The organism is Streptomyces sp. NPDC003284 (genome assembly GCF_053589675.1).
Genome location: NZ_JBSFSI010000011.1, coordinates 32,176 through 58,971 on the forward strand (window position 1 = coordinate 32,176; position 26,796 = coordinate 58,971).

Annotated in this window: 23 protein-coding genes and 1 pseudogene; 15 read left to right on the forward strand and 9 right to left on the reverse strand. The window is 73.4% G+C overall.

All coding sequences use genetic code 11. The annotated features are described in order from the left end of the window. The first annotated feature begins 51 nt into the window (after positions 1 to 51). The gene (locus tag ACWDYF_RS22750) at positions 52 to 528 is read left to right on the forward strand and encodes a MarR family winged helix-turn-helix transcriptional regulator (protein ID WP_018571488.1); all 477 of its coding nucleotides are present in this window, start codon (positions 52 to 54) and stop codon (positions 526 to 528) included. Positions 529 to 1,244: 716 nt separating this feature from the next. Here the strand turns inward: ACWDYF_RS22750 and meaB are convergent. Then, positions 1,245 to 2,201, reverse strand: coding sequence for a methylmalonyl Co-A mutase-associated GTPase MeaB (gene meaB / locus ACWDYF_RS22755; RefSeq protein ID WP_018571487.1), 957 nt, complete (start codon positions 2,199 to 2,201; stop codon positions 1,245 to 1,247). Between the two features lie 144 nt (positions 2,202 to 2,345). Beyond that, complete coding sequence (locus tag ACWDYF_RS22760; RefSeq protein WP_389466557.1) at positions 2,346 to 3,554, reverse strand: acetyl-CoA C-acetyltransferase; 1,209 nt, start codon at positions 3,552 to 3,554, stop codon at positions 2,346 to 2,348. A 150-nt stretch (positions 3,555 to 3,704) separates the two neighbouring features. On the opposite strand from ACWDYF_RS22760, the gene mce reads away from it, so the two are divergent. The 7 genes from mce to ACWDYF_RS22795 all read left to right on the forward strand — a co-directional run bounded on the left by mce (position 3,705) and on the right by ACWDYF_RS22795 (position 13,632). Continuing rightward, complete coding sequence (mce, locus tag ACWDYF_RS22765; RefSeq protein WP_018571485.1) at positions 3,705 to 4,145, forward strand: methylmalonyl-CoA epimerase; 441 nt, start codon at positions 3,705 to 3,707, stop codon at positions 4,143 to 4,145. A 209-nt stretch (positions 4,146 to 4,354) separates the two neighbouring features. Then, positions 4,355 to 8,302, forward strand: coding sequence for a polarized growth protein Scy (gene scy, locus ACWDYF_RS22770; RefSeq protein ID WP_389466555.1), 3,948 nt, complete (start codon positions 4,355 to 4,357; stop codon positions 8,300 to 8,302). Positions 8,303 to 8,508: 206 nt separating this feature from the next. Further along, the gene (locus tag ACWDYF_RS22775) at positions 8,509 to 9,444 is read left to right on the forward strand and encodes a coiled-coil domain-containing protein (RefSeq protein ID WP_381742666.1); all 936 of its coding nucleotides are present in this window, start codon (positions 8,509 to 8,511) and stop codon (positions 9,442 to 9,444) included. A gap of 125 nt (positions 9,445 to 9,569) precedes the next feature. Continuing rightward, positions 9,570 to 10,574 (forward strand): ABC transporter ATP-binding protein, encoded by a 1,005-nt coding sequence (locus ACWDYF_RS22780; protein WP_018571482.1) that lies wholly within the window; start codon positions 9,570 to 9,572, stop codon positions 10,572 to 10,574. A 3-nt stretch (positions 10,575 to 10,577) separates the two neighbouring features. Further along, entirely contained in the window at positions 10,578 to 11,348 is a 771-nt protein-coding gene (locus ACWDYF_RS22785; protein WP_381742664.1) for an ABC transporter permease, read from the forward strand. A gap of 155 nt (positions 11,349 to 11,503) precedes the next feature. Beyond that, a complete protein-coding gene (locus ACWDYF_RS22790; protein ID WP_389466547.1) occupies positions 11,504 to 12,751 on the forward strand; it encodes an ABC transporter ATP-binding protein in 1,248 nt (415 codons plus the stop codon). Further along, the gene (locus tag ACWDYF_RS22795; RefSeq protein WP_381742661.1) at positions 12,748 to 13,632 is read left to right on the forward strand and encodes an ABC transporter permease; all 885 of its coding nucleotides are present in this window, start codon (positions 12,748 to 12,750) and stop codon (positions 13,630 to 13,632) included. Before ACWDYF_RS22790 ends, ACWDYF_RS22795 begins: the two co-directional genes overlap by 4 nt. 26 nt (positions 13,633 to 13,658) lie before the next feature. On the opposite strand, the gene ACWDYF_RS22800 is transcribed toward ACWDYF_RS22795, so the two are convergent. Then, positions 13,659 to 13,991: an ATP/GTP-binding protein gene (locus tag ACWDYF_RS22800; protein WP_381742659.1), complete on the reverse strand. Its 333-nt coding sequence runs from the start codon at positions 13,989 to 13,991 to the stop codon at positions 13,659 to 13,661. A gap of 243 nt (positions 13,992 to 14,234) precedes the next feature. On the opposite strand from ACWDYF_RS22800, the gene ACWDYF_RS22805 reads away from it, so the two are divergent. Beyond that, positions 14,235 to 15,263: an LLM class flavin-dependent oxidoreductase gene (locus tag ACWDYF_RS22805; protein ID WP_389466542.1), complete on the forward strand. Its 1,029-nt coding sequence runs from the start codon at positions 14,235 to 14,237 to the stop codon at positions 15,261 to 15,263. A gap of 105 nt (positions 15,264 to 15,368) precedes the next feature. Here ACWDYF_RS22805 and ACWDYF_RS22810 read toward each other — a convergent pair whose 3' ends face one another. Beyond that, positions 15,369 to 15,761, reverse strand: a complete 393-nt coding sequence (locus tag ACWDYF_RS22810) for an SCO5389 family protein (protein ID WP_018571476.1) — start codon at positions 15,759 to 15,761, stop codon at positions 15,369 to 15,371. Positions 15,762 to 16,060: 299 nt separating this feature from the next. On the opposite strand from ACWDYF_RS22810, the gene nucS reads away from it, so the two are divergent. Continuing rightward, a complete protein-coding gene (nucS, locus tag ACWDYF_RS22815; protein ID WP_018571475.1) occupies positions 16,061 to 16,732 on the forward strand; it encodes an endonuclease NucS in 672 nt (223 codons plus the stop codon). Positions 16,733 to 16,802: 70 nt separating this feature from the next. Here nucS and ACWDYF_RS22820 read toward each other — a convergent pair whose 3' ends face one another. The 4 genes from ACWDYF_RS22820 to ACWDYF_RS22835 form a co-directional block, all read right to left on the reverse strand. Further along, complete coding sequence (locus tag ACWDYF_RS22820; protein ID WP_389466539.1) at positions 16,803 to 19,436, reverse strand: ATP-binding protein; 2,634 nt, start codon at positions 19,434 to 19,436, stop codon at positions 16,803 to 16,805. 303 nt (positions 19,437 to 19,739) lie between these two features. After that, complete coding sequence (locus tag ACWDYF_RS22825) at positions 19,740 to 20,063, reverse strand: STAS domain-containing protein (protein ID WP_018571473.1); 324 nt, start codon at positions 20,061 to 20,063, stop codon at positions 19,740 to 19,742. 147 nt (positions 20,064 to 20,210) lie between these two features. After that, positions 20,211 to 21,059, reverse strand: coding sequence for a 3-hydroxyacyl-CoA dehydrogenase family protein (locus tag ACWDYF_RS22830; RefSeq protein WP_389466537.1), 849 nt, complete (start codon positions 21,057 to 21,059; stop codon positions 20,211 to 20,213). Between the two features lie 171 nt (positions 21,060 to 21,230). After that, entirely contained in the window at positions 21,231 to 21,872 is a 642-nt protein-coding gene (locus tag ACWDYF_RS22835) for a TetR/AcrR family transcriptional regulator (protein ID WP_389466534.1), read from the reverse strand. 91 nt (positions 21,873 to 21,963) lie between these two features. Here ACWDYF_RS22835 and ACWDYF_RS22840 point away from each other — a divergent pair, with 91 nt between their 5' ends. The 3 genes from ACWDYF_RS22840 to ACWDYF_RS22850 all read left to right on the forward strand — a co-directional run bounded on the left by ACWDYF_RS22840 (position 21,964) and on the right by ACWDYF_RS22850 (position 24,154). Continuing rightward, positions 21,964 to 22,755, forward strand: a complete 792-nt coding sequence (locus ACWDYF_RS22840; RefSeq protein WP_389466532.1) for an ABC transporter ATP-binding protein — start codon at positions 21,964 to 21,966, stop codon at positions 22,753 to 22,755. Positions 22,756 to 22,818: 63 nt separating this feature from the next. Then, the gene (locus tag ACWDYF_RS22845) at positions 22,819 to 23,568 is read left to right on the forward strand and encodes an ABC transporter permease (protein ID WP_389466530.1); all 750 of its coding nucleotides are present in this window, start codon (positions 22,819 to 22,821) and stop codon (positions 23,566 to 23,568) included. A gap of 13 nt (positions 23,569 to 23,581) precedes the next feature. Next, positions 23,582 to 24,154 carry a cob(I)yrinic acid a,c-diamide adenosyltransferase gene (locus ACWDYF_RS22850; RefSeq protein WP_381742648.1) on the forward strand — a complete coding sequence of 191 codons (573 nt, stop codon included), beginning with the start codon at positions 23,582 to 23,584 and terminating at the stop codon, positions 24,152 to 24,154. A gap of 112 nt (positions 24,155 to 24,266) precedes the next feature. On the opposite strand, the pseudogene ACWDYF_RS22855 reads toward ACWDYF_RS22850, so the two are convergent. Next, positions 24,267 to 24,827, reverse strand: a pseudogene (locus ACWDYF_RS22855) (hypothetical protein); the annotation flags it as partial. 149 nt (positions 24,828 to 24,976) lie between these two features. On the opposite strand from ACWDYF_RS22855, the gene ACWDYF_RS22860 reads away from it, so the two are divergent. Both ACWDYF_RS22860 and ACWDYF_RS22865 read left to right on the forward strand, forming a co-directional pair. Continuing rightward, complete coding sequence (locus tag ACWDYF_RS22860) at positions 24,977 to 26,155, forward strand: sensor histidine kinase (protein WP_389466528.1); 1,179 nt, start codon at positions 24,977 to 24,979, stop codon at positions 26,153 to 26,155. Continuing rightward, on the forward strand, positions 26,152 to 26,793 hold the full coding sequence (locus ACWDYF_RS22865) for a response regulator (RefSeq protein ID WP_381742642.1): 642 nt from the start codon (positions 26,152 to 26,154) through the stop codon (positions 26,791 to 26,793). Before ACWDYF_RS22860 ends, ACWDYF_RS22865 begins: the two co-directional genes overlap by 4 nt. Positions 26,794 to 26,796: the final 3 nt, after the last annotated feature.

Genomic DNA, 26,796 nt, shown 5'->3' on the forward strand with positions numbered 1-26,796 from the left:
CATGCGACCCCCCATTAGTTCGCCTTTCAACTTCTTAGGTAGACTTCATTCATGGAGACCGACACGGCCACGCGCTGGCTGACCAATGCGGAGCAGTGCGCCTGGCGCACCCACCTGGAGGTCAACAGGCTGTTGACGTACCAGCTCGAAAGAGACCTCCAGCCCTTCGGTCTGACGTTGAACGACTACGAGATCCTGGTGAATCTCTCCGAGTCGGAGGACGTGCGGATGCGGATGAGCGACCTCGCCTCCGCCACGCTCCAGTCCAAGAGCCGCCTCTCGCACCAGATCACCCGCATGGAGAACGCGAACCTGGTGCGCCGCGAGAACTGCGAGTCCGACCGCCGCGGGCTGTTCGCCGTCCTCACCGAGCACGGCATGGAGACCATGCAGAAGGTCGCCCCGCACCATGTGGCGTCCGTGCGGCGGCACTTCATCGATCTGCTGGACCCGGAGGCCCTGACGGAGCTGAGCAAGGCGCTCAAGCCCATCGCGGAGCACCTGCGCGGCCAGCGGGGCCGCCCGTAGCCGGGACGGGGCCCGCACTCCGGCCCCGGCCCTGACCCGGCCCGCGCTCCCGGCCCCGGGACCCGCACGCGAACCGGCACCCGGGGCGCAGGACGGGGTCCGGCGAGCAGCCGCCGCGCCGCCCGCCCACCCGCCGGTCACCGCCCGGCGCGGGGCGGGGCGCCCCCGCACCGGGGCGGGCCGGGCCTCGGGAGGCAGTCGGCCGGACACGGCAGCACCCCGGCGTGCGGGCCAGCGGGCACCGGCCCCGCGCACCGCGAGAGGCGCGGACCCATCCGCCAGGACCAGGGCCGCCCCCGTTCTGTCGGCCGGGGCCCTACGCCGCAACGGGCCCGAGACCGTGCAGGGCGGGCGAGCACGCCGCACCGGGCTCGAAACCGTGGAGGACGAGCACGCCGCACGGGCCCGCGGACCGTGCGGCGCGGCGCCGCCGTACCGGGTTCGGTCCCCGGCGCAGGCTGGCCCGGCGACCCGGGGAGGTCCGCGCCCGGCCCGGCGGGTGCGATCTGCCGCACTGGAGGGGTCCCCCGGAGAGGTCCGGGCGGGCCCGGCCTGCCGGGCGCGGACCCGTACGAGGGCGGCCCCGATCTGCCGGGCCGGGGCCGCGCAGGGCCCCTGCCGACGCGCACCAGGAGCACGCGGAGGGGGCTCCGTCCTACGGCCGGAGGCCGTGGACCAAGCCCCCTCTGGGTCAGGCCCCGGCCCTGGGTCAGGCCCTAGCCCTGGGTCAGGCCCGCGACCAGTTCGTCCGCCGCGCGGTACGGGTCGAGGTCGCCGGTGACGATGCGTTCGGCGAGGGCGCTCAGGCGGCGGTCGCCGTGCAGGTCGCCGATGCGTTCGCGCAGGGCCGTGACGGCGATCGTCTCGACCTCGCGGGCCGCGCGGGCGCGGCGGCGCTCGGCGAGGACGCCGCGCTCCTCCATCCACGCCCGGTGCTTCTCCAGGGCCTCGACGACCTCGTCGATTCCCTCGCCGCGGGCGGCCACCGTCTTGACGATGGGCGGCCGCCAGTCGCCGGGACCGCGGGCCTCGCCCAGGCCCAGCATGTGGTTCAGCTCGCGGGCGGTGGCGTCCGCGCCGTCCCGGTCGGCCTTGTTGACGACGTAGACGTCGCCGATCTCCAGGATCCCGGCCTTGGCCGCCTGGATGCCGTCGCCCATCCCGGGCGCCAGCAGCACCACGCTGGTGTCCGCCTGGGAGGCGATCTCCACCTCCGACTGGCCGACCCCGACCGTCTCCACCAGGACCACGTCGCAGCCGGCCGCGTCCAGTACCCGGATCGCCTGTGGCGCGGCCCAGGCCAGGCCGCCCAGATGGCCGCGGGTCGCCATCGAGCGGATGTACACACCGGGGTCCGAGGCGTGCTCCGACATGCGGACCCGGTCGCCGAGCAGCGCGCCGCCGGAGAACGGGGAGGACGGGTCGACGGCGAGCACGCCGACCCGTCGGCCCTGCTTGCGGTAGGCCGTCACCAGCGCCGAGGTGGAGGTCGACTTGCCGACCCCGGGCGAGCCGGTCAGACCGACCACATAGGCGTTGCCGGTGAGCGGCGCGAGCGCCGCCATGACCTCCCTGAGCTGCGGTGACGCCCCCTCCACCAGGGAGATCAGCCGGGCCACGGCCCGCGGCCGGCCGTCCCTGGCCTGGGCCACCAGAGAGGAGACGTCCTGCATCACAGCTCCGTTCACGTGTTCCGCGCCGATCTCACGAACGTACGCGGAGGATCGGTCGGGGGGATACCCCGGACACCCCGCTCACCGGGGGTCCGGGTCCGGCCGCGCACCGGGCCGGGGCGGCCCTCAGGCTCCGTACGGCCCTCAGGCCCCGGGCACCTTGACGATCAGCGCGTCGCCCTGGCCGCCGCCGCCGCACAGCGCCGCCGCGCCCACGCCGCCGCCGCGCCGCTTCAGCTCCAGCGCCAGGTGCAGCACGAGCCGGGCGCCGGACATCCCGATCGGGTGACCCAGGGCGATGGCGCCGCCGTTCACGTTCACCCTTTCCGTGGACACGCCGAGGTCCTTCATTGACTGCACGGCCACCGCGGCGAACGCCTCGTTGATCTCGATCAGATCGAGGTCGGAGACCTCCAGGCCCTCCTTGCGCAGGGCGTGCAGGATCGCGTTGGACGGCTGGGACTGGAGGGAGTTGTCCGGACCGGCCACATTGCCGTGGGCGCCGATCTCGGCGATCCACTCCAGGCCCAGTTCCTCGGCCTTGGCCCTGCTCATCACGACCACGGCGGCGGCGCCGTCGGAGATCTGCGAGGAGGAACCGGCGGTGATCGTGCCGTCCTTGGCGAAGGCCGGGCGCAGCCGGGCCAGCGACTCGGCGGTGGTGTCGCCGCGGATGCCCTCGTCCTTGCTGAAGAGCACCGGGTCGCCCTTGCGCTGCGGGATCTCCACGGGGGTGATCTCGGCCTCGAAGACGCCGTTCTTCTGGGCGGCGGCGGCGCGCTGGTGGGACAGGGCGGCGATCTCGTCCTGCTCGGCGCGGCCGATGCCCAGACGGGTGTTGTGCTTCTCGGTCGACTCCCCCATCGGGATGGTCTCCCAGGGGTCGGTCAGCCCGTCGTGGGCCATCGAGTCGAGCATCTCCACCGCGCCGTACTTGAAGCCCTCGCGGGACTTGGGCAGCAGGTGGGGGGCGTTGGTCATGGACTCCTGGCCGCCGGCCACGACGATGTCGAACTCGCCCGCGCGGATGAGCTGGTCGGCCAGCGCGATGGCGTCCAGGCCCGAGAGGCACACCTTGTTGACGGTGAGCGCGGGCACGCTCATCGGGATGCCCGCCTTCACCGCGGCCTGCCGGGCGGGGATCTGGCCCGCACCGGCCTGGAGCACCTGGCCCATGATCACGTACTGGACCTGGTCGCCCCCGATGCCGGCGCGGTCCAGGGCCGCCTTGATCGCGAACGCGCCCAGATCCGCGCCGGAGAACGACTTGAGCGAGCCGAGCAGCCGGCCCATGGGCGTACGGGCGCCCGCGACGATCACCGAACCGGTCGTACCGGAGTTTCCAGAAGCCATGAGCTGCGATTCCCCTTACCGGCCTGCACAGCCGAGGAGTGAACGAGGGTTTACTTCGAATGTACTGAGCGGCGGTCCGCCCCGTCATCGGGCCGTCGGTGTGATCGCGCGCACGTTGCGTAACCATCCGATCGGCGCTGCACTGAGTCCATGCTGACGCGAATCGACCACATCGGGATCGCCTGCCACGACCTCGACGCGACCGTCGAGTTCTACCGGGCGACGTACGGCTTCGAGGTGTTCCACACCGAGGTCAACGACGAGCAGGGCGTGCGCGAGGCCATGCTCAAGATCAACGAGACGTCCGACGGCGGCGCCTCCTACCTCCAGCTCCTGGAACCGACCCGCGAGGACTCCGCCGTCGGGAAGTGGCTCGCGAAGAACGGCGAGGGCGTGCACCACATCGCCTTCGGCACCGCGGACGTCGACGCGGACGCCGCCGGCATCCGCGACAAGGGCGTGCGGGTCCTCTACGAGGAGCCGCGACGCGGCTCCATGGGGTCACGGATCACCTTCCTGCACCCCAAGGACTGCCATGGCGTCCTCACAGAACTCGTCACTTCGGCGCCCGTTGGGACGGCCGAGCACTGACCGACATACATAAGGGCCGGTAGGGTTGGGGGCGATCGTCCGCTCAGCGGGCCGATCGCTTTCCGGGGTCCACGTTTCGGGGGACGGACGACGGGGCAGCAGCCCATGCTCCGCCGTTGATCTGACACCATTCCCCGGGGGCCCCGTCCGGCGGATGGACGGAGCTCGTTTGGACAGGCTTGCGACCAGGGGACGGATGGGACCGCGCAGTGCGGGGCTACGAACGCCAGGAGCGAGAGCCGGCGGCTGACGTCGACCACCTCTCTCGGTTCGAGGCCGAGATGGATCGGCTGAAGACCGAGCGGGAGAAGGCGATCCAGCACGCCGAGGACCTCGGCTACCAGGTCGAGGTGCTGCGCGCCAAGCTGCACGAGGCGCGCCGCACCATCATGACCCGGCCCGCCTACGACAGCGCCGACATCGGTTACCAGGCCGAGCAGTTGCTGCGGCAGGCGCAGGTGCAGGCCGAGCAGATCCGCGCCGACGCCGAGCGCGAGCTGAGCCAGGCGCGGGCGCAGACCCAGCGCATCCTCCAGGAGCACGCCGAGGAGGCCGCCCGGCTCCAGGCGGAGCTGCACCAGGAGGCGGTGAACCGGCGCCAGCAGCTCGACCAGGAGCTGGCCGAGCGCCGCCAGACCGTCGAGTCCCACGTCAACGAGAACGTGGCCTGGGCCGAGCAGCTGCGCGCCCGTACCGAGCAGCAGGCCCGTCGGCTGCTGGACGAGTCCCGCGCCGAGGCCGAGCAGGCGATGTCCGCCGCCCGCGCCGAGGCCGAGCGGCTGACCGCCGAGGCCCGGCAGCGGCTGCGCAACGAGGCCGAGTCGGCGCGCGCGGAGGCCGAGCAGCTGCTGCGCCGGGCCCGCGCCGACGCCGAGCGGCTGCTGGGCGCCGCCTCCAGCCAGGCGCAGGAGGCCACCGACCACGCCGAGCGGCTGCGCAGCAGCACGGCGAGCGAGTCGGAGGCCGCCCGCCGCCAGGCCACCGAGCTGAGCCGGGCCGCCGAGCAGCGGATGACGGAGGCCGAGGAGGCGCTGCGCAAGGCGCAGACCGAGGCCGAGAAGCTGGTCACCGAGGCCGAGGAGAGCGCGGCCAAGACGCTGGCCGGGGCCGAGTCGGCCAACGAGCAGCGCACGCGCACCGCCAAGGAGCAGGTCGCCCGGCTGGTCGAGGAGGCCACCAAGGAGGCCGAGTCCACCCGGTCCGACGCCGAGCAGCTCGTCGCCGACGCCCGCGCCGAGGCGGAGAAGATCCTCGCCGAGGCCGCGGAGAAGGCCCGTACGGCCACCGCCGAGGAGACCGCCACCCAGTTGTCCAAGGCGGCGAAGACCGCCGAGGAGGTGCTGGACAAGGCGTCCGAGAACGCCAAGCGGACCACCAGGGCGGCCGCCGAGGAGGCCGAGCGGATCCGCACCGAGGCGGAGGCCGAGGCGGACCGGCTGCGCGCCGAGGCGCACGACATCGCCGAGGAACTCAAGGGCGCGGCGAAGGACGACACCAAGGAGTACCGCGCCAAGACCGTCGAGCTCCAGGAGGAGGCGCGGCGGCTGCGCGGCGAGGCCGAGCAGCTGCGTTCCGACGCGGTCGCCGAGGGCGAGAAGATCCGCGCGGAGGCCCGGCGCGAGGCCGTGGCGCAGATCGAGGAGGCCGCGAAGTCCGCCGAGGAGCTGCTCGCCAAGGCCAAGGCGGACGCCGACGAGCTGCGCGCCGGTGCGAGCGCGGACAGCGAGAAGGTCCGCACCGAGGCCATCGAGCGCGCCACGGTGCTGCGCCGGCAGGCCGAGGAGACGCTGGAGCGCGCCCGCGCGGAGGCCGAGCGGCTGCGCACCGAGGCCGACGAGCACGCGGAGTCGGTGAAGGCGGACGCCGAGCGGGCCGCGACCGGGCTGCGCGAGGAGACCGAGCGGGCGCTCGCGGCCCGGCAGGCCGAGGCCACCGAGGAGCTGACCCGGCTGCACACCGAGGCCGAGGAGCGCCACACCGCCGCCGAGCAGGCGCTCACCGACGCCCGCGCGGAGGGCGAGCGGCTGCGCCGGGAGGCCGCCGAGGAGGCCGAGCGGCTGCGGACCGAGGCCGCCGAGCGGATCCGGGCGCTGCGCGAGCAGGCCGAGACGGAGGCCGAGCGGCTGCGCGACGAGGCCGCCGCGGACGCGTCCGCGTCCCGCGCCGAGGGCGAGAACGTGGCCGTGCGGCTGCGTTCGGAGGCCGCGGCGGAGGCGGAGCGGCTGAAGGCGGAGGCCCAGGACACCGCGGACCGGGTCCGCGCCGAGGCGCAGGCCGCCGCCGAGCGGCTGGGCGCGGAGGCGTCCGAGGCGCTGGCCGCCGCGCAGGAGGAGTCCGCCCGGCGCCGCCGCGAGGCCGAGGAACTGCTCGGTTCGGCCCGTCAGGAGGCCGACCAGGAGCGGGAGCGGGCGCGCGAGCAGAGCGAGGAGCTGCTGGCGTCGGCGCGCCGCCGGGTGGAGGAGGCGCAGGCCGAGGCCACCCGTCTGGTGGAGGAGGCCGACCGGCGGGCCACCGAGATGGTGTCGGCCGCCGAGACGCACGCGCAGCAGGTACGGGACTCCGTGGCCGGGCTGCACGAGCAGGCGCAGGAGGAGATCACCGGGCTGCGTTCGGCCGCCGAGCACGCGGCGGACCGTACCCGCCGGGAGGCCGAGGAGGAGTCGGACCGGGTCCGCGCCGACGCCTACGCCGAGCGGGAGCGGGCCAGCGAGGACGCGGCCCGGCTGCGGCGCGAGGCGGGCGAGGAGACCGAGGCCGCCAAGGCGCTCGCCGAGCGCACGGTGTCCGAGGCCATCGCGGAGGCCGAGCGGGTCCGCGCGGACGTCGCCGAGCACGCGCAGCGGGTGCGTACCGAGGCGTCGGACACGATCGCGCAGGCCGAGCAGGACGCCACGCGCACGCGTGCGGACGCCCGGGACGACGCGAACCGGATCCGTTCGGACGCGGCGACGCAGGCGGACACGCTGATCTCCGAGGCGCGCGCGGAGGCCGAGCGGCTCCAGACGGAGACGGTCGCCGAGGCGGACCGGCTGCGCACGGAGACGATCACCGAGGCCGACCGGCTGCGCACGGAGACGGCGGCCGAGGCCGAGCGGGTGCGCACCGAGGCGCTGGCCGAGGCCGACCGGGTGCGGACCGAGTCCGTCGCCAAGGCGGAGAAGCTGATCTCGGACGCCACCGGGGACGCGGAGCGGCTGCGGGCCGAGGCCGCCGAGACGGTGGGCTCCGCGCAGTCGCGGGCCGAGCGGATCCGTACCGATTCCGAGCGGGTGCGGGCGGAGGCGGCGGCGGAGGCCGAGCGGCTGGTGACGGCCGCCCGCGAGGAGGCCGAGCGGACCCTGGACGAGGCCCGCAAGGACGCCAACAAGCGGCGTTCGGAGGCGGCCGAGCAGGTCGACAAGCTCATCAACGAGACCACGGCGGAGGCCGACAAGCTGCTCACCGAGGCACAGGCGAGCGCGGTCACGTCCAAGGCGGACGCGGAGGCGCAGGCCGACACGATGGTGGGCGCGGCCCGCCAGGAGGCCGAGCGGATCCTGTCCGAGGCGACGGTCCAGGGCAACTCCGCGGTGGAGAAGGCCCGTACGGACGCGGACGAGCTGCTGGTCGGGGCCCGCCGGGACGCCACCCAGATCCGGGAGCGCGCCGAGGAGCTGCGGGCGCGCCTCACCTCGGAGATCGAGGGGCTGCACGAGCGGGCCCGCCGGGAGGCGGCCGACACGATGAAGTCGACCGGGGACCGCTGCGACGCGCTGATCAAGGCGGCCGAGGAGCAGTTGGCGAAGGCCCAGGCCAAGGCCAAGGAGATCGTCTCGGACGCCAACTCCGAGGCGGGCAAGGTGCGTATCGCCGCGGTCAAGAAGGCCGAGGGGCTGCTCAAGGAGGCCGAGCAGAAGAAGGCCAAGCTGGCCAAGGAGGCCGAGGAGCTGAAGGCCGAGGCGGTCCAGGAGGCGCAGCGCACCGTCGAGGAGGGCAAGCGCGAGCTGGAGACCCTGGTGCGCAGGCGCGAGGACATCAACGCCGAGATCTCCCGGGTGCAGGACGTGCTGGAGGCGCTGGAGTCCTTCGAGGCGCCGGGGTCCGGGAAGGACGCCGGGGTCCGGGCGGGCGCGACGGTCGGAGCACCCCGTTCCGGGGAGAAGTCGTCAGAGGGGTAGTCAGAAGGTTAGCCTTTAGGGTGAATTCGGGGCCTCACGGGGGAGCTTCCGAAGGCTGCGCCGTGGTAATTGGCAAGCGCTGCGGCGGTCAGCCACTCAAAAGAGGTGTCATTCTCCAGATCAAACACGTATCCGCTCGATGACACACCGCTTCGGCCCCTAGGATTCGACCTATCACCTCACCGGTCTCATTCGACAGGAACCCCATGAGCGACACTTCCCCCTACGGCTTCGAGCATGTGCGGCGTGGGTACGACCGCGCTCAGGTGGACGATTACATCGCCAAGCTGGTCTCCGACCACGACAGGGCTCTCTCCCGTGTCACCACGCTGGAGAAGCGCATCGAGGAGCTCCACCTAGAGACGCAGAACGCCCAGGCCCAGATCACCGACGCCGAGCCGTCGTACGCCGGTCTGGGCGCGCGCGTCGAGAAGATCCTCCGCCTCGCCGAGGAGGAGGCCAAGGATCTGCGCGAGGAGGCACGGCGCGCGGCCGAGCAGCACCGCGAGCTGGCCGAGTCGGCGGCCCAGCAGGTCCGCAACGACGCCGAGTCCTTCGCCGCCGAGCGCAAGGCCAAGGCCGAGGACGAGGGCGTCCGGATCGTCGAGAAGGCCAAGAGCGACGCCTCGCAGCTGCGCGGCGAGGCGCAGAAGGACGCGCAGTCCAAGCGGGAGGAGGCGGACGCCCTCTTCGAGGAGACCCGCGCCAAGGCCGCGCAGGCCGCCGCGGACTTCGAGACGAACCTCGCCAAGCGCCGCGAGCAGTCCGAGCGCGACCTGGCGTCCCGTCAGCAGAAGGCGGAGAAGCGCCTCGCGGAGATCGAGCACCGCGCGGAGCAGCTGCGGCTGGAGGCGGAGAAGCTGCGCACCGACGCCGAGCGCCGGGCCCGGCAGACCGTGGAGACGGCGCAGCGCCAGGCCGAGGACATCGTGGCCGACGCCAACGCCAAGGCGGACCGCATCCGTTCGGAGTCCGAGCGGGAGCTGGCGGCGCTGACCAACCGCCGCGACTCGATCAACGCCCAGCTGACGAACGTCCGCGAGATGCTGGCGACGCTGACCGGTGCCGCGGTGGCCGCGGCGGGCACCCCCGCCGAGGACGAGCCGGTCTCCCGCGGGGTCCCCGCCCAGCAGACCCGGTAGGCACAGAGGCAGACCCGGTGAACCGGGGCGGCGGCCCGGCCGCCCTCCGTCGCGGGGCCGGTCGCCGTCGAGCCCCCCGTCGCCTTCCGGTGGCGGGGGGCTCGGCGCGCCCTTAGCGTGGCCGCATGATCGAACTGGCGGGGCTGACCAAGCGCTACGGCGAGAAGGTGGCGGTCGACGACCTCACGTTCACGGTGCGGCCGGGCACCGTCACCGGATTCCTGGGGCCCAACGGGGCCGGGAAGTCGACGACCATGCGGATGATCCTGGGGCTCGATCACCCCACCGGCGGGGACGTGCGCATCGACGGCCGGCACTACCACGAGCTGACGGACCCGCTGACGTACATCGGCGCCCTGCTGGACGCCAAGGCCGTGCACGGCGGGCGCAGCGCCTACCACCATCTGCTGTGCCTGGCGCAGAGCAACGGCATCCCCGAGCGCCGGGTGCACGAGGTGCTGGAGACGGTGGGGCTGGCGGCGGTGGCCCGGAAGAAGGCCAAGGGCTTCTCGCTCGGCATGAGCCAGCGCCTGGGCATCGCGGGCGCGCTGCTGGGCGATCCGCGGATCCTGATGTTCGACGAGCCGGTCAACGGGCTCGACCCGGAGGGCATCCACTGGATCCGCTCCCTGATGCAGTCGCTGGCCGCCGAGGGCCGTACGGTCTTCGTCTCCTCGCACCTGATGAGCGAGATGGCGCTGACCGCCGACCACCTCGTGGTCATCGGGCAGGGGCGGCTGCTGGCGGACACCTCCATGGCGGACTTCATCGCGCGCAACTCGCGCTCGCACGTCCGGGTCCGCACCCCCGACCGGGAGCGGCTGCTGGACGCGCTGCACCGGGCCGGGATCCAGGTCGTGCAGGGCGGTGACGGGGCGCTGGAGGTGGACGGCGGCCGGTCCGAGGAGATCGGTGAGCTGGCCGCCCGCCACCAGGTGGTGCTGCACGAGCTGAGCAGCCGGCAGTCCTCGCTGGAGGAGGCGTTCATGCGGCTGACCGCCTCGTCGGTGGAGTACCACGCGCACGCGGAGCCGGCCGAGCGGCCGTGGGGCGCGGACTGGAGCACACGGACCGGACCGCCGCCCGAGGGGACCGTACGGGACGCGGCGCCGACGACGGTGGAGGGCTGAGACATGGCGGCGACCCAGGTGATCCGCTCGGAGTGGACGAAGATCCGGTCGGTGGCGTCGACGGTGTGGACGCTGTCCCTCGCCGTGGTCGTCACCCTCGCCCTCGGCATGCTGATCTCGGCGCTCTCGCGCAACGAGTTCGGGAACATGCCCGCGCGGGAGCGGCTCTCCTTCGACCCGACCTTCGTCAGCTTCGCGGGCATGACCATCGGGCAGCTCGCGATGATCGTGTTCGGGGTGCTGGTGGTGTCCAACGAGTACAGCACCGGCATGATCCGCACCTCGCTGGCCGCGGTGCCGCGGCGCGGGGCGTTCCTGGCGAGCAAGGTCGCCGTGGCCGCGGCCCTGGCGCTGCTGGTCGGCATGGCCACCAGCTTCGCCGCGTTCTTCCTCGGGCAGGCGATGCTCGGCCCGCTGAAGACCTCGATCACCGCGCCCGGTGTGCTGGGCGCGGTCATCGGCGGCGGGCTCTACATGACGCTGATCGCGGTGTTCTCGATGGCGGCCGCGGTGATGCTGCGCTCCCCGCTGCTGTCGCTGGGCATCCTGATGCCGTTCTTCTTCCTGATCTCCAACATCCTGGGCAATGTCTCGGCGACGAAGAAGGTCGGCCAGTACCTGCCGGACCAGGCGGGCAGCCGCATCCTGCGGGTCCTCCCCCGGGTCGGCGACGACACCCCCTACGGTCCCTGGGGCGGTCTCGGCATCATGGCGCTGTGGGTGATCGCGGCGCTCGCGGCCGGCTACGCGCTGCTGCGCAGGCGGGACGCCTGAGGACGGAACGCCGCAGATCCTGACGTACCGGGCCGCCCTGGCTTTACCTTCTTTTGGCCGGAACCGTCAGCGCCCGGATAAGCTCCTAAGCCTTACGGGGGCGTGTGCCCCGCTGTCCTGAACCTGGGACGGCCACCTTCCGATGGGACCGGAGCATGATCGAGGCAGTCGGCCTGACCAAGCGCTACGGCGCCAAGACCGCCGTATCCAACCTCTCCTTCCAGGTACGGCCCGGTGCCGTCACCGGCTTCCTCGGGCCGAACGGCTCGGGCAAGTCGACGACCATGCGGATGATCCTCGGCCTGGACAACCCGACCGCGGGCTCGGTGACGATCGGCGGCTACCCCTACCGGCGGCTGCCCAACGCCCCGCGCCAGGTGGGCGCCCTGCTGGACGCCAAGGCGGTGCACGGCGGCCGGACCGCCCGCAACCACCTGCTGTCGCTGGCGCAGCTGTCGGGCATCCCGGCCCGCCGGGTGGACGAGGTACTGGGCGTGGTCGGTCTCCAGGAGGTGGCCCGCAGGCGCTCCAAGGGCTTCTCCCTCGGCATGGGGCAGCGGCTCGGCATCGCGGCGGCACTGCTGGGCGATCCGCAGGTGCTGCTCTTCGACGAGCCGGTCAACGGCCTCGACCCGGAGGGCATCCTCTGGGTGCGCAATCTGATGAAGTCGCTGGCCGCCGAGGGCCGGACCGTGTTCGTCTCCTCGCATCTGATGAGCGAGATGGCGCTGACCGCGGACCATCTGATCGTCATCGGGCGCGGGCAGCTCCTCGCCGACATGAGTGTGACGGACTTCATCTCCGCGAACTCCGCCGACTTCGCCCGGGTCCGTGTCCCCGACACCGAGCCGGGGCAGCGGGAGAAGCTGTCGTCCGCGCTGACCGGTGCGGGCGGGCAGGTGCTGCCCGAGCAGGACGGCGCGCTGCGGGTGACGGGGCTGGCGCTGCCCCGCATCAGCGACCTCGCGCACGAGGCCGGCGTCCGGCTGTGGGAGCTGTCCCCGCACCAGGCCTCCCTGGAGGAGGCGTACATGCGGATGACGCAGTCGGTGGTCGACTACCGCTCGACGACCGACGCCAAGTCCGGTCTGATGCAGCCCCTGCCGCCCGGCGCACAGCCGCCGGTGCCGGTGCCGGGCCAGGGCCAGCCCGGCTGGTACGCGCCGCCGCCGCCCCAGGCGCAGCCCGGCGCGCCCGTGCCCGCCGCGGGCCCCTACGGCGGCCCGCCGCCCCAGCAGCCGTACGCGGGCGCGGCGGCGCCGAACCCGTACGCGGGAGCCGTCCAGGCACCTGCCCCGGCCCCGCCCGCCACGGCACCGGCCGCCGCACCCGCACCCGCACCCGCACCCGCACCCGCACCCGCACCCGCAGCAGACGTCACCCAGTCCGAGGACGCCCGATGAGCACGCCGCAGACTCCGATGCCGCCGACTCCGCAGCCCGCCTGGCAGGCGGGGGCACCGTCCGCACCGTCCGTCCTGCCCGGTTACACCTCGCCGATCCCGGTCGTGCGGACGCATCTGGGGCACGCGCTCGCCTCGGAGTGGACGAAGATCAAGTCGGTGCGCTCCACGATGTGGACGCTGGGTGTGTTCGTCGTGCTGGTGGTCGGCGTCGGGCTGCTGGTCGGCGGGGTCGTCGCGCACTCCTCCGCCGACATGTCCGGCGACGACAACGTACTGACGCTGGGCTTCATCGGGGTGCTCCTGGGCAGCATCTGCATCATCACGCTCGGCGTGCTGACCACCGCCTCCGAGTACGGCACCGGCATGATCCGCACCACCATGACCGCCTGCCCCAGCCGGGGCCGGGTGCTGGTGGCGAAGGCCCTGGTGTTCTTCCTGCTCTCCTTCGTCATCACGCTGGTGTGCACCGCGCTGGTCGCGGTCGCCCAGACGGCGATGCTGGACGGCAGCGGCGCGCGGCGGCCGACCGGCGGCGAGTGGTTCAAGGCCACGGTCGGCGTCAGCTTCTACCTGGCGCTGCTGGGGCTGGTCTCGCTGCTCATCGGCTCAGTGCTGCGGCACTCGGCGGGCGGCATCACCATCATGATCGGGGTGGTGCTGGCGCCGCTGGTCATCGCGCTGTTCATGTTCACGCGCTCGCTGGAGTCGGTGCGCAACGCGCTGTTCGAGTACTCCATCCCGAACCAGCTCGGTGTCTTCTACTCCAGCTCGTTGAGCGATTCCGGCCCGGCGGGCTGGGATCCGCTGTGGATCATCCTCGGGGTGACGGCCGCGGTCGGCGCCGGCGCCTGGGCGCTGCTGCGGGAGCGGGACGTGTAGGAAGCCGTACGGGATCCCTGCGGACCTCAGAACCTCGGCGCGTCCCGGGACCGCCGCACCCGCGTGGTGCGGCGGTCCTTCGCGTTCCAGCAGGCCTTGTGCCAGTGGCGGCGGTCGTCCACGCCCGCGTACTCGGGCCAGGCGACCACGTGCGGGACGCCGGGGCCGATCAGCTGGTCGCACCCCGGGCAGCGGTAGGTCTTGCCGGCCGTGCCGGCGCCCGCGACATGGCGCACGCACCACTCCTCGCCCTGCCAGCTCTCGGTGGACTGCCAGCCCCCGTAGCGGCTCGTCGCGTCGTCCTCGGCGCTCCGGCCTGAGGAGCCAGGACCTTTGGGACGGTTGCGACGCGGGGACACGGGACACCTCACCGGGTTCTGCGAAGGGAACGGGATGCCTCCAGCGTACGCGGCGCCGCCGAGCGGACACGCAAAGAACCGGATTGCCCGCCGAACCGCCCAAGTCGCTCTCCGGAACGGTCAATTCCGCAGACAATACAGACAATCCGGAAATCCCTCTGCCAGGCCGTGTCCTGGGCACGTGTCGGACGGTTATGCCGCGTGGGGGAGCTCCGCGTCGGAGCCGAGGAAGCAGGAAGAGCGATGCGCGTAGGAAGTTTCGTGTTGGCGGCCCAGTTCCCCGGGCAGGGCCAGGGGGAGGCGCTGCACCGCGCGGTCCGCACCGCCGAGGTCGCCGAGGAGGCCGGTCTTGACGCGGTCTGGCTGGCCGAGCACCACTTCGTACCGTACGGGACGTGCCCGTCGGCCATCACCCTGGCCGCGCTGCTGCTCGGCCGCACCCGCCGGCTGCGCGTCGGGACCGCGGTGAGCGTGCTGCCCACCGTCCATCCGGTCGCGCTCGGCGAGCAGGCCGCGCTGCTGCACCTGACGAGCGGCGGGCGGTTCTCGCTGGGCGTGGGCCGCGGCGGGCCCTGGGTGGACCTGGAGGTCTTCGGAGCGGGCCTCGCGGCGTACGAGTCGGGGTTCCCGGAGTCGCTCGACCTGCTGCTGCGCTGGCTGCGCGAGCCGTCGGTGGCGGCCGACGGGGAGCGGTTCGCCTTCCGGGAGGTGGCCGTGGTGCCCCGGCCGGACGAGGCGCTGACCGAGGCCCCGGGACCCGAGGTCGTCATCGCCTGCACCTCCCCGGCGAGCGTGCGGCTGGCGGCCGAGCGCGGGCTGCCGATGCTGCTCGGGATGCACGCGGGCGACGAGGAGAAGGCGGAGATGGTCGCGCTGTGGCAGCGCTGCGCGCGGGCCGCCGGGCGTCCGGAGGAGCGGATCGCGGACGCGGGCCATGTCTCGGCGGGCGTCTGCCACATCGCGGACCGCGACGCCGAGGCCGCGGAGACCCTGCTGAAGGCCATGCCGGGATGGCTGAAACAGGGACTGGACGCGCATGTGACCGTGGACGGCCGCAGCCGCCGGATGCGTGATCCGCTGGCCTACACGGAGATGCTCTGCGCCCTGCACCCGGTGGGCAGCCCGCAGCGGTGCGCCGACCGCCTCGCGGCGACCGCCGAGCGCACCGGCATCTCCCGCTTCGCCCTGCTCGTCGAGGGCTCCGGCGAGCTGGCCGCGACCGAGGAGACCGTACGGCGGCTGGGCGCCGAGGTGCTCCCCCGGCTGCGCTGAACCGGACCGTGCCCGACCGGCGGCGGTCCGCCGCCGGAGGGCCTGCCGCCCCGGCCTCCATGATTCTCCCGCGGGCGGGGCGGCAAGCCGACGACCACTGCCCCCTCAGCAGTCCCTGAACTCCGGCGACTGGTTGAGCACCTGGCTGCGCACCGAAGTGAACCGGGCCAGCCGCTCATCGACCGAGCCGTCCAGCGGGAACACCGCCACACGGTGGCAGTTCTGGAAGGCCAGCCGCACACCGAAGTGCCGTTGCAGCGCGCCGCGTATCGCGTCGCTCGCGAGTGCACGCAGCAGCTGGCCGCGCGCCTGCTCGTCCGGCGGAGGCGTCTGGTTGTCGGCGAAGTCTCCGCCGTCGACCTTCAGCTGGGCCACCAGGGAGCTGATCATCTCCCACGCATAGGGCAGGGAGGTCCGGACGCAGTCGACGAAGGCAGCTTCGTCGACCTCGCCTCGCTCGGCCTGTTCGAGTAGGGCCGGTGAGACGTCGAGCGACATGGGTTCTCCTCTCGCACCCCCGACCAGCGGGGGTTGCCGGACAGATGAGGGAGTTCGTGATACCGAACACGGTGAGTACACACATCGCGACCTCCCGTTCCTACGGTAGGCAACGAAACGAGGGCTTACCAGGCGAATGCGCGTACCCGCCGGTCGAGTTGGGAACACAATCGGCCACAAGTGAACACGGGTGATCCAGGGAAAAATGGGGCGGTTCCGCGCGAGGCGTCCACCGGGCGCGAGCGGAGCAGGACGGGCGAATCGCGTACGGCGCCGTGTGTCGAGTAGCGTTGCCGACCATGCGTCTCGTCATCGCCCGGTGCTCCGTCGACTACGCGGGCCGGCTCACCGCCCACCTTCCCTCGGCACCCCGTCTGATCCTGGTCAAGGCCGACGGCAGCGTCTCGATCCACGCGGACGACCGCGCCTACAAGCCCCTGAACTGGATGTCGCCGCCGTGCGCCCTGAAGGAGGGCGCGGGCGAGGAGGAAGGGGTCTGGACCGTCGTCAACAAGGCGGGCGAGAAGCTCATCATCACGATGGAGGAGATCCTCCACGACTCCTCGCACGAACTCGGCGTCGATCCCGGGCTGATCAAGGACGGCGTGGAAGCGCACCTCCAGGAGCTCCTCGCGGACCGCATCGACACCCTCGGCGAGGGCTACACACTGATCCGGCGTGAATACATGACGGCGATCGGCCCGGTGGACATCCTGTGCCGGGACGGCGAGGGGCAGACCGTCGCCATCGAGATCAAGCGGCGCGGCGAGATCGACGGGGTCGAGCAACTCACGCGCTATCTGGAGCTGTTGAACCGCGACCCGCACCTCGCCCCGGTGCGCGGCATCTTCGCCGCCCAGGAGATCAAGCCCCAGGCCCGCGTCCTCGCCACCGACCGCGGCATCGGCTGCCAGGTCCTGGACTACGACGCCCTGCGCGGCATCGAGGACGACAAGCTGCGGCTGTTCTGACCCTTGCGGGCCCGGGGCACGGGCCCCGGGCCGTCGCCCCGGCTCAGACAGCTCAGACGACCCAGACGGCTCAGACCGACCCGGCGTCCGGGCCGGTCGTGCCGCCGTCGCCACCCTCGCCGCCGTCCCCGCTCTCGGGCGCGGTCGCGGAACCGCTCGCCGTGGCCGGTGCCGACAGGGTGCTGGTGACGGAGCTGGACGGGCTGGTGGTGTCCGTGTCGGTCGGCGCCGGAGAGGTGGACTGCGACGGCGGGGGCGTCGAGTGGGACGGGGTCGGACTCTCCGACGGCGACGTGCTCTCCGAGGGCGGCTGACTGACTGTGCCGGACGGCTTCGGCGTACCGCTGCCACCCGTGCTGCCACCGGTCCCCGTCCCCTTGGTGGAGCTGGGGTCCGGAGAGGGCTTGCCCGAGGTGCCCGGAGGCACCGGGTCGTCCGAGGTGCCGGGGGTGCCGTCGGGTCCCGGGTCCGTCGGCCGCCCGCTGGGCGCGGCGGTCGCCGAGCCGCCCCCGGCGTCCGGGGCGCCCCCGTCACCGCCGCTGCCGCCGCCGTCCTGCGGGCTGTCGGCGGCCGGGTCGCCGTCGCCGGCGTCCTGGCTCGCGGGCGGGTTGCCGCCGACCTTCCCGGAGGGGTCGTCGGTGTCCTTGTGGGAGGTGGCGCCCAGTGTCACCACCGTGCCGAGGACGGCCGCGAGGAGCGCGCCCGCGCCCGCCGCCACCAGGTTGCGCCGGGCGAAGCCCTTCAGCCCGGCCCGGTGCCTGGCCGGGGCGTGGGAGGACGGCCCGGACGGCCCGTGCGAGACGGTCGGCGCACCGCTGTCCGAGGGCTGGTAGGTGACCAGCGTGCCGGACGTCTCCTCGGCGGGCGGCCGCAGCGCCGGGAAGGGCGCGGGCACACCGCCGGGCGGCGACACCGGCTCCTCCGGGAGGTACGGCGTCTCCTCCCCCGGGCCGAGGGCGGCCATCGCGCCGAGTCCCGGCGCGGTGCCCGAGCGGTCCGCGACCAGGGCGAGCGCACGGCGTCCGGCGACGGTGCCGCGCCGGTCGGAGAGCGCGCCGCGCAGGCCGATGGAGGCCTCCAGCTCGGCGCGGGCCCGGTCCAGCAGGCCGCCGCAGAGCGCGAGGATGCCCAGCTCGTGGTGGAAGTACGCCTGCTCGGCGACCTGTCCGGCGAGCCGGGACGCCTCGGTGCCGAAGCGCAGCGCGCGTTCCCAGGCGCTCCAGCCGAGTCCGGCGGCGAACGCGGGCGCCGCGGCGCGGGCGAGGTGGACGGCGGTGCTCTCCTCGCCCTCGGCGGGCGGCGCGGTGAGCGGTACGAGCACGGCGAGGGCGGCGAGCACGGCGTCCGCCTCGGCGGTGACCCGCTCGGGCGTCACCGAGGGGTGCGCGGCCCACCAGGCGTAGTGCCGGGCGGCGCTGTCGGCCTGCTCGGCCGCGTCGTCGCCGTATCCGGCGGCCTCCAGCTGGGTGAGGACGCCCGCGGCGAGCCGGTGGCGGGAGCCGACCGGGGAGACCAGGCCGCAGCCCGCCAGTTCGCCGAGAGCGGCGTCGGCGTGGGTGTCGCCGATCAGGGCGGGCAGATGGGCCTGGTGGGGCACCTCGCCGCCGAGCGCGACGGCGAAGCGCAGGGTGGCGCGGGCCGAGGCGCTGAGCCGGGAGGCGAGCAGCGGGGCGGGCGCGGCGGCCTCGCCGAGCGAGGGCAGGGGCACGTCGTCGCCGTCGTTGTCGCCGCCCGCGAAGGGGGCGTCGTCGGGCGGGGTGTCGGCGAAGACGCCGAACTCCTCCACGGCGCTGGTGCCGGCCCGCAGCCGGTCGCGCTGGCGCAGCAGGGCACCGGCCTGGACGAAGCGCAGCGGCAGGCCCTCGGACTCGAACCAGAGGTCACCGGCCCAGTTGGCCTCCTCCTCGGTGAGGATCCGCCCGGCGCCGCGCTCGATGAGTTCGACACCGCCGGCCCGGTCGAGGCCGCCGAGGAAGACCTCTTCGACGGCGGAGTCGGCCGAGGGCGCGGGCACGTCCGGGGTGGCGGCGATCAGGAAGGCGCACTCGGGTGTCGCGTCGAGGAGTTCGTCGAGCGCGGTGCCGCCGAACTCGATGTCGTCCAGGACGACGACGGCGCCGATCTCGCGCAGGTGCTCCAGGAGTTCGTCGCGGTCCGGCCGGTGCAGCGGGGCGTGCCGTACGGCGTGGAAGAGCTCGTGCAGCAGGTCGCCCGCGGTGCGGCGGTGGCCGTTGAGCCGGACGACGCCGTCCGGGGCGAGTCCGGCGCAGTCCTGGGCGACGAGGTCGAGGAGGCTGGTGCGGCCGGAGCCGCCGGGGCCGGTCAGGCGTACGGAGCGGCCGCGGGCCAGCAGCCGGACCAGCCGCTCGCGTTCCTCCTGGCGTTCCAGGAGGGGTTCGGGCGAGGGCGCGGGGCCGGACGGGACGGGCGGCTTCGCCGCGCGGTCGGCCTCGGTGCGTTCGGCGGCCGTGCGCGGGCGCGGGCGGCCGGGGACGTCGGCGGGCGGGCAGACCTCGATCTCGCTGCCGTCGACGGGGTTGACGGTGAGCAGGAAGTCGCCGCTGACCAGGCGCACGGTACGGGCCGGTGCGGCGGCGGGCGGCGGGAAGTCGGCGGCGCGGGACGTGCCGGGCGGGCGCCGGCCGGGCGTGTGGCCGTCGCCGTCCTGGCCCATGTCCTCGGGCTCCCGGGTGTTCGGGTCCATGGGTTCCATTGCGTGCAAGCTCCCCAGAGGCGTCGTGTGCTGCTGGTCCAGCCCTCCCGGCCGTGTGCCGCACTGCGCGCTGTCGCTCTGGTCCGGGCCCGCTCGAGGGTGGCGAGGCAGCGGGCGACCGAACCCTAAACCTTCGCACAGTATCGCCGACAGGGCGGGGTACCGCGGAGCCCGAGAGGTCACGGTCTCGTGAGGATTGGGGCCGACGTCACGTTCCGTGCCGTCCGGCCGGGTCTCGTCCGCGGCCGGTCCGCAGTCCGCAGTCGCTGTCCGCTGTCCGCTGTCCGCTGGAGGTCACACGCGGGGCAGGGACTCCACGCCGATGCCGCCCTCGATGGCGAGGATGCGGTGCAGCCGGGTGGCGACCAGCAGGCGCTGCATCTGGGCCGGTACGCCGCGCAGGACCAGGCGCCGGCCGCAGCGGCCCGCGCGCCGGTGCGCGCCCATGATCACACCGAGTCCGGTGGCGTCCCAGGAGTCGAGCCCGGACAGGTCGAGGACCAGGTCGCCGACACCGTCGTCCACGGCCGAGTGCAGGGCCGTACGGGCGTCCGCCGCGCTGCGGACGTCGAGCCGGCCCCCGACGACCACCTCGGTGTGGTCGCCCCTGATGTACATATGCGCTCCCCGTGAATGCGGTGGCGTGCTCCGTGTGACGGTGACTGTGCAACGTCTGACTGCGTGTGTGGCGATGCGGTTGCTGTCTGTGGGCGAACCGATACCGAATTCACCCCGAAGGGTGATACGGCCGCCCCCGGAACGGTCTCAGTGCTTGTAGAAGCCCTGCCCGCTCTTGCGCCCGATGTCACCGGCGTCAACCATCCGGCGCATCAGTTCCGGCGCGGCGAACTTCTCGTCCTGGGTCTCGGTGTAGATGTTGCCCGCGGCGTGCAGCAGGATGTCGACGCCGGTGAGGTCCGCGGTGGCGAGCGGGCCCATGGCGTGGCCGAAGCCCAGCTTGCAGGCGAGGTCGATGTCCTCGGCGGTGGCGACGCCCGACTCGTAGAGCCTGGCCGCCTCGACGACGAGGGCGGTGATGAGACGGGTGGTCACGAAGCCGGCCACGTCGCGGTTGACGACGATGCAGGTCTTGCCGACCGACTCGGCGAACTCCCGCGCGGTGGCGAGGGCTTCGTCGCTGGTCTTGTGGCCGCGGACGAGTTCGACGAGCCGCATCATCGGCACCGGGGAGAAGAAGTGCACGCCGACGACCCGTTCGGGGCGCTCCGTGACGGCCGCGATCTTGGTGATCGGGATGGCGGAGGTGTTGGAGGCGAGGACGGTGTCCTCGCGGACCAGCTTGTCGAGGGTGCGGAAGATCTCGTGCTTGACGTCGAGCTTCTCGAAGACGGCCTCGACGACGACGTCGGCGTCCGCGGCGGCGTCCAGGTCGGTGGTGGTGGTGATGCGGGCGAGGGCGGCCTCGGCGTCCTCGGCGGCCAGCTTGCCCTTGCTCACGAACTTGTCGTACGACGCCTTGATGCCGTCGGTGCCACGCGTGAGCGCCTCGTCGGTGACGTCCCGCAGGACGACGTCCCAGCCCGCCTGCGCGGAGACCTGGGCGATGCCGGACCCCATGAGACCGGCTCCGATGACGGCGAGCTTGCGTGCCACTGAGACTCCCCTGGTGAACGACTGCGCAGGCGCCTGCGCGCGCGGCTGAAGAACGGCTTTCACGCTGTTTGCGTCTATGCCTCTCGGCGGACACTAGCGCCCGCGCGGCGCTGTGTGACCGGTAAGTAACGCGCGTCACGTCTCAATTGACGGACATCACACCGGCAGGGGTCACTGGGCGCCCCGGACGGCGTAGTTGAGCACCTTCTCGCTCAACACGTCCTCGATCTCGTCGAGGAGGTCGAGCACCTCGCGGGACACCTCCCGGGGGGCACGGCCCGCGAGCATCTCGCGGCCGACGGCCGCCATGACGGTGGCGTGCACCCAGCCGATCTGACCGGACATCAGGCCGGGCAGCGGGTCGTCCGCGAGGGCGCCGGTCTCCTCGCGCAGGGCCTGCTCCAGGGCGGCCTGCACCTCCTGGCCGACCGCCCAGAGCCGGGAGCGCAGCGCGGGCGCGTCCTCGATCACCCGCATGAAGGGGGCGTACCCGGTGAAGAGGCCGATGCGCGGCGAGACCGCCTCGACCTCCGCGCGCAGTTCGCGCAGCACGGCCCGCGCGGCCGACTCCCCCTCGTCCCGGCCGCGCACCCAGCGGGCCAGCCGGTCGGTCACCCCGGCGGCGCGGTCGAGGAAGAGGTCCTCCTTGGCGGGGAAGTAGTTGTAGACGGTGTTGACGGAGACGTCGGCCGCCTCGGCGATCTCGGCGACCGTGACGGCGTCGAAGCCGCGCTCCAGGAACAGTCCCGTGGCGACATCCGAGATGTACTGCTTGGTCTGCCGCTTCTTCCGCTCCCTGAGCCCCTCTGCCATGGCCGGATCCTATCCTCCTCGCACCCCTTCTTGGTGTCTATGAAATTTTGGGGACGTTGCAAAATTTCATAGACCCTGTTTTTCTGGGGCCATGCCACCAGCAGTCATCAGCGCGGCCGGACTGGCCCGCACCTTCCAGACCAAGCGCGGCCCGGTCGAGGCCGTGCGCGGGATCGACCTCACCGTCCGGCAGGGCGAGATCCTCGGCTTCCTCGGGCCCAACGGCGCGGGCAAGACGACCACCCTGCGGATGCTCACCACCCTGCTCGCGCCGACCGGCGGCACCGCCGTCGTCGCGGGCCACGACCTGGCCACCGACCCGGCCGGGGTCCGGCTCGCCTGCGGCTACGTCGCGCAGTCCGGCGGGGTCGACGGCCAGATCACCGTGCGGGAGGAACTGGTCACCCAGGGCCGGATGTACCGCCTGCCCAAGGCGCGGGCCGTCGAGCGGGCCGCGGAGCTGGCCCGCGACCTGGACCTCACCGAGCTGCTCGACCGCAAGACCTCCGCGCTCTCCGGGGGCCAGCGCCGCCGGCTCGACATCGCGATGGCCCTCACCCACCGCCCGCGCGTCCTCTTCCTCGACGAGCCGACCACCGGCCTGGACCCGGGCAGCCGCGCCGACCTGTGGGACCTGGTCCGGCGGCTGCGCGACGAGCACGGCACGACCGTCTTCCTGACCACCCACTACCTCGACGAGGCGGACGCCCTCTCCGACCGGCTGGTCGTCGTCGACGGCGGCCGGGTCGCCGCGGAGGGCACACCGAGCGCGCTCAAGCTGGAGTACGGCGGTTCGATCGACGCCTCGCTCCAGGACACCTTCCTCGCCGTCACCGGCCGCAGCCCCGCCCCGGCCACCGGCACCGCCCCCGCGGCCGTCTGACCGCGCCCCGGCCGCGGCACCCCACGACGGCCCCCGAACCCCTCCAGGACCAGGACATCCCTCATGCTGCTCCACGACACGGCCCTCATCTACGGCCGCTATCTGCGCCAGTCCCTGCGCTCCCGCTTCGCGCTCCTCTTCGGCGTCCTCACCCCGCTGCTCTACCTGCTCTTCTTCGGACCGCTGCTCACCGGGCTGCCGCTGGGCGGCGGCGGCAGCTCCTGGCAGGTGCTCGTCCCCGGGCTGCTGCTCCAACTGGGTCTTTTCGGCGCCCTGTTCGCCGGATTCATGATCATCGTCGAGAAGGGGCAGGGGGTGGTGGAGCGGATGCGGGTGACCCCGGTCAGCCGGCTCGCGCTGCTGCTCGGCCGGGTGCTGCGGGACACCACCGTCTTCCTCTTCCAGGCGGTGCTGCTGGTGCTGGCCGCGCTGGTGATGGGCCTGCGGGCACCGCTGGCGGGCATCCTCGTCGGCTTCGGCTTCGTCGCCCTGCTCACCGTCGCGCTCGCCTCGCTGTCCTACGCGGTGGCGATGAAGGTCGCCACCCCGCAGCAGTTCGGCCCGCTGATCAACGCCGTGTCCATGCCGTCGATGCTGCTGTCCGGCCTGATGCTCCCGATGAGCCTGGCCCCCGCCTGGCTGGACGTGCTCTCGCACTTCGTCCCGTTCCGCTATCTGGTGGACGCGGTGCGCGACGCCTACGTCGGCGAGTACACCGGCGCGCACATGCTGTACGGGGTCCTGGTGGCCGTGGGCTTCGCCGCGCTGTCCGTGACGGCGGGCACTCGGGTGTTCCGTACCGCCGGGGCGTAACTACGCTGGCGTCATGGTCAATCTGACGCGCATCTACACCAGGACCGGCGACCAGGGCACCACCGCCCTCGGCGACATGAGCCGGACCGCCAAGACCGACCTGCGGATCTCGGCGTACGCCGACGCCAACGAGGCGAACGCCGTGATCGGCACCGCCCTCGCGCTCGGCGCCCTGGACGCCTCCGTGGCCGAGGTGCTCACCCGGGTGCAGAACGACCTGTTCGACGTGGGCGCCGACCTGTCCACCCCGGTCGTCGAGAACCCGCAGTACCCGCCGCTGCGGGTCGAGCAGTTCTACATCGACCGGCTGGAGGAGGACTGCGACCGCTTCAACGCGGAGCTGGACAAGCTCCGCTCCTTCATCCTGCCCGGCGGCACCCCCGGCGCGGCCCTGCTGCACCAGGCGTGCACGGTGGTCCGCCGGGCCGAGCGGTCCACCTGGGCCGCGCTGGAGGTGCACGGCGAGACGATGAACCCGCTCACCGCGACCTACCTCAACCGGCTCTCCGACCTGCTGTTCATTCTCGCCCGGACGGCGAACAAGGAGACCGGTGACGTGCTGTGGGTGCCGGGCGGCGAGCGCTGAGGGAGCCGGTCCCCTCCCCTGCCGGGGACTCCCCCGCCGGGGACGCCCCCGGCACCGTCTCCGGGGTCTTCGGACCCTCCTTCGGGCCCTTCTTCGGGCCCTTCTTCGGGCCCTTCTTCGGGCCCTTCTTCGGGCCCTTCTTCGGGCCCTTCTTCGGGAAAATCAGGTACGTCAGGGCGATCAGGGCGTGGATCACGAGGATCCGCAGCACGGCCGCCTGCCAGGCGCGCAGCGGATCGGTGCCCGCGCCGCCGCCGACGTACCAGATCGCCGCCTGGAGCAGGGCGAGGGCGACCGCCGAGGCGAGCAGGGTGCGCAGCCACAGCCGCCCCTCGTGGCGGGCGCGGGCCAGACCGTACCGGGGCGGCTTCGGCGGCCGGGGCGCGCCGCCCAGGCGGTGGGCGGCGTGGCCGTCGAGCCAGCGGACCGTGGAGTGCCCGTAGGCGACGGTGAAGCCGATGTACAGCGCGGCCAGACCGTGCTCCCAGCCCGGCTCGGCGCCGTTCCTGAGGTCGACGGCGGTGACGGCGAACAGCACCACCTCCAGCAGCGGCTCGGCCAGCAGCAGCGCCGCGCCCAGCCGGCGCCGCCCCAGCAGGTAGCGGACGGCCAGGCCCGCGGCCAGCAGGACCCAGAAGCCGGCCTCGCAGGCGACGATCAGTCCGACGATCACGATTGCTCCTCTCGCTCCCCACCAGCGTCGCCGCCCGCCGGGGCCGGTGCGTCGTCGGCGGTGACGAGGTGCGACTGCATCCTTCGATGTACGCGCGGACCGTCCCGCGGGACCAGGCGCCCGCCCGCCGGGCCGTGTTGGATGGACGCATGGCCCCCGGACCCGCCCGCCCGCACCGCGACGACCTCGCGATCGCGCTGGCCGGACTGCTCGGCGGACTGCTGCTGTGGGGGCTGGGCCTGGGCGTGCGCACCCCGGGCGACCCGCTCGTGCTGTGGGCCGGGCGGTGGCCGGTGCTGCTGCCGCTGGCGGTGACCGCGGGCTGCGAGGCGCTGCGCCGCACCCGCCCGCGCACGGCCCTGCTGACCGGCACCGCCGCGGTGGCCTGCGACACGGTCACCCAGGGCAGTCTGGCCACCCTGGTGATGTACACCGATCTCGTGTACGCGGGCGTGCTCTACGGCACGGCCGCCTGGGCCCGGCGGGTGCTGTGGGTCACCGGCCTGGTCACGGTGGCCGCCACGCTGGTGCCGCTCGCGGTGTGGCGGGTGCCCGAGGCCCTGCTGATCGGGGTCGTCACCGGCATCGTGACGTTCGGCCCGGCCGCCACCGGCTGGAGCGTGCGCAACCACCGGGAGGCGGCCGAGGCCGCCCGGCTGCGCGCCGAGCAGACCGCGCTGCTCGCCGAGACGGACCGCGTCCAGGCGGTCGCGGCCGAGCGGGCGCGGATGGCGCGCGAGCTGCACGACATGGTCGCGGGGCATCTGTCGGCCATCGCCATCCACTCCACCGCCGCGCTCTCCCTGGACGACCCGGCGACCAGCCGGGACGCCCTCGCCGTCATCCGGGAGAACAGCGTCGACGGGCTCACGGAGATGCGGCGGCTCATCGGGCTGCTGCGCGACGGCCCGGACGCGGACGCCCCGGCGGCGGTCCCCACCCTGGACGGCCTCGCCGCGCTGGTCTCCTCCGCCCGCGCCGGTGGGCTGGACGTCGGCCTGAGCGCGGACCACGGGAAGGTGCCCGCCCCGGTGGAGCTGGCCGCGTACCGGATCGTGCAGGAGTCGCTGACCAACGCGCTCAAACACGGCGGTGAGGGACCCGTGCGGGTGAGCGTCCAGGAACGGGACCACGCCCTGCGCATCGAGGTCAGCAGCCCGTGCACCGGCCGGGAGACCCCGCGCGCGCCGGGTTCGGGCACCGGTCTGACCGGCATGCGGGAGCGGGCCGTGCTGCTGGGCGGCACGTTCGGCGCCGGCCCGGGGGACGGACGCTGGATCGTGCGCGCGGTGCTGCCCCTGACCGGGTCCGAAGGAGGCTCCGCGTGATCCGTGTCGTCGTCGCCGAGGACCAGTCCGCCGTACGGGCCGGGCTCGTGCTGATCCTGCGCAGCGCGCCCGACATCGAGGTGGTGGGCGAGGCCGCGGACGGCGAGCGGGCGGTGGAGCTGGCCCGGGAGCTGCGGCCGGACCTGGTGCTGATGGATGTGCAGATGCCGCGCCTGGACGGGGTGTCGGCGACCGGGCTGGTGACCGGCGAGGGGCTGGCGGACGTGCTGGTGCTGACCACCTTCGACCTCGACGCGTATGTGTTCGGGGCGCTGCGGGCCGGGGCCGCCGGGTTCCTGCTGAAGGACACCGAGGCGCGGGACCTGCTGACCGCGGTGCGGACGGTGGCGCGCGGCGAGGGGCTGATCGCGCCGGCGGTCACCCGGCGGCTGATCGCCGAGTTCGCGGCGCGGCCGCCGGCCGGGCCGGCCGAGCCTCCGGCGGCGCTGGAGTCGCTGACGCGCCGGGAGCGCGAGGTGCTCTCGTGTCTCGGGGAGGGACTGTCCAACGCCGAGATCGCGCTGCGGCTCTCGATGGCGGAGGCGACGGTGAAGACGCACGTCAGCCGTCTGCTGGGCAAGCTCGGGCTGCGGAGTCGGGTTCAAGCCGCCGTGCTCGCGCAGGAGTTGGGTATCTAGTCG

Bases quoted from the DNA above. Each gene is read 5' to 3' on its own strand.
- ACWDYF_RS22750 (WP_018571488.1), top strand. From the start codon at position 52: ATGGAGACCGACACGGCCACGCGCTGGCTGACCAATGCGGAGCAGTGC.
- meaB (WP_018571487.1), bottom strand. From the start codon at position 2,201: ATGCAGGACGTCTCCTCTCTGGTGGCCCAGGCCAGGGACGGCCGGCCG.
- ACWDYF_RS22760 (WP_389466557.1), bottom strand. From the start codon at position 3,554: ATGGCTTCTGGAAACTCCGGTACGACCGGTTCGGTGATCGTCGCGGGC.
- mce (WP_018571485.1), top strand. From the start codon at position 3,705: ATGCTGACGCGAATCGACCACATCGGGATCGCCTGCCACGACCTCGAC.
- ACWDYF_RS22775 (WP_381742666.1), top strand. From the start codon at position 8,509: ATGAGCGACACTTCCCCCTACGGCTTCGAGCATGTGCGGCGTGGGTAC.
- ACWDYF_RS22780 (WP_018571482.1), top strand. From the start codon at position 9,570: ATGATCGAACTGGCGGGGCTGACCAAGCGCTACGGCGAGAAGGTGGCG.
- ACWDYF_RS22785 (WP_381742664.1), top strand. From the start codon at position 10,578: ATGGCGGCGACCCAGGTGATCCGCTCGGAGTGGACGAAGATCCGGTCG.
- ACWDYF_RS22790 (WP_389466547.1), top strand. From the start codon at position 11,504: ATGATCGAGGCAGTCGGCCTGACCAAGCGCTACGGCGCCAAGACCGCC.
- ACWDYF_RS22795 (WP_381742661.1), top strand. From the start codon at position 12,748: ATGAGCACGCCGCAGACTCCGATGCCGCCGACTCCGCAGCCCGCCTGG.
- ACWDYF_RS22805 (WP_389466542.1), top strand. From the start codon at position 14,235: ATGCGCGTAGGAAGTTTCGTGTTGGCGGCCCAGTTCCCCGGGCAGGGC.
- ACWDYF_RS22810 (WP_018571476.1), bottom strand. From the start codon at position 15,761: ATGTCGCTCGACGTCTCACCGGCCCTACTCGAACAGGCCGAGCGAGGC.
- nucS (WP_018571475.1), top strand. From the start codon at position 16,061: ATGCGTCTCGTCATCGCCCGGTGCTCCGTCGACTACGCGGGCCGGCTC.
- ACWDYF_RS22820 (WP_389466539.1), bottom strand. From the start codon at position 19,436: ATGGACCCGAACACCCGGGAGCCCGAGGACATGGGCCAGGACGGCGAC.
- ACWDYF_RS22825 (WP_018571473.1), bottom strand. From the start codon at position 20,063: ATGTACATCAGGGGCGACCACACCGAGGTGGTCGTCGGGGGCCGGCTC.
- ACWDYF_RS22835 (WP_389466534.1), bottom strand. From the start codon at position 21,872: ATGGCAGAGGGGCTCAGGGAGCGGAAGAAGCGGCAGACCAAGCAGTAC.
- ACWDYF_RS22840 (WP_389466532.1), top strand. From the start codon at position 21,964: ATGCCACCAGCAGTCATCAGCGCGGCCGGACTGGCCCGCACCTTCCAG.
- ACWDYF_RS22845 (WP_389466530.1), top strand. From the start codon at position 22,819: ATGCTGCTCCACGACACGGCCCTCATCTACGGCCGCTATCTGCGCCAG.
- ACWDYF_RS22850 (WP_381742648.1), top strand. From the start codon at position 23,582: ATGGTCAATCTGACGCGCATCTACACCAGGACCGGCGACCAGGGCACC.
- ACWDYF_RS22860 (WP_389466528.1), top strand. From the start codon at position 24,977: ATGGCCCCCGGACCCGCCCGCCCGCACCGCGACGACCTCGCGATCGCG.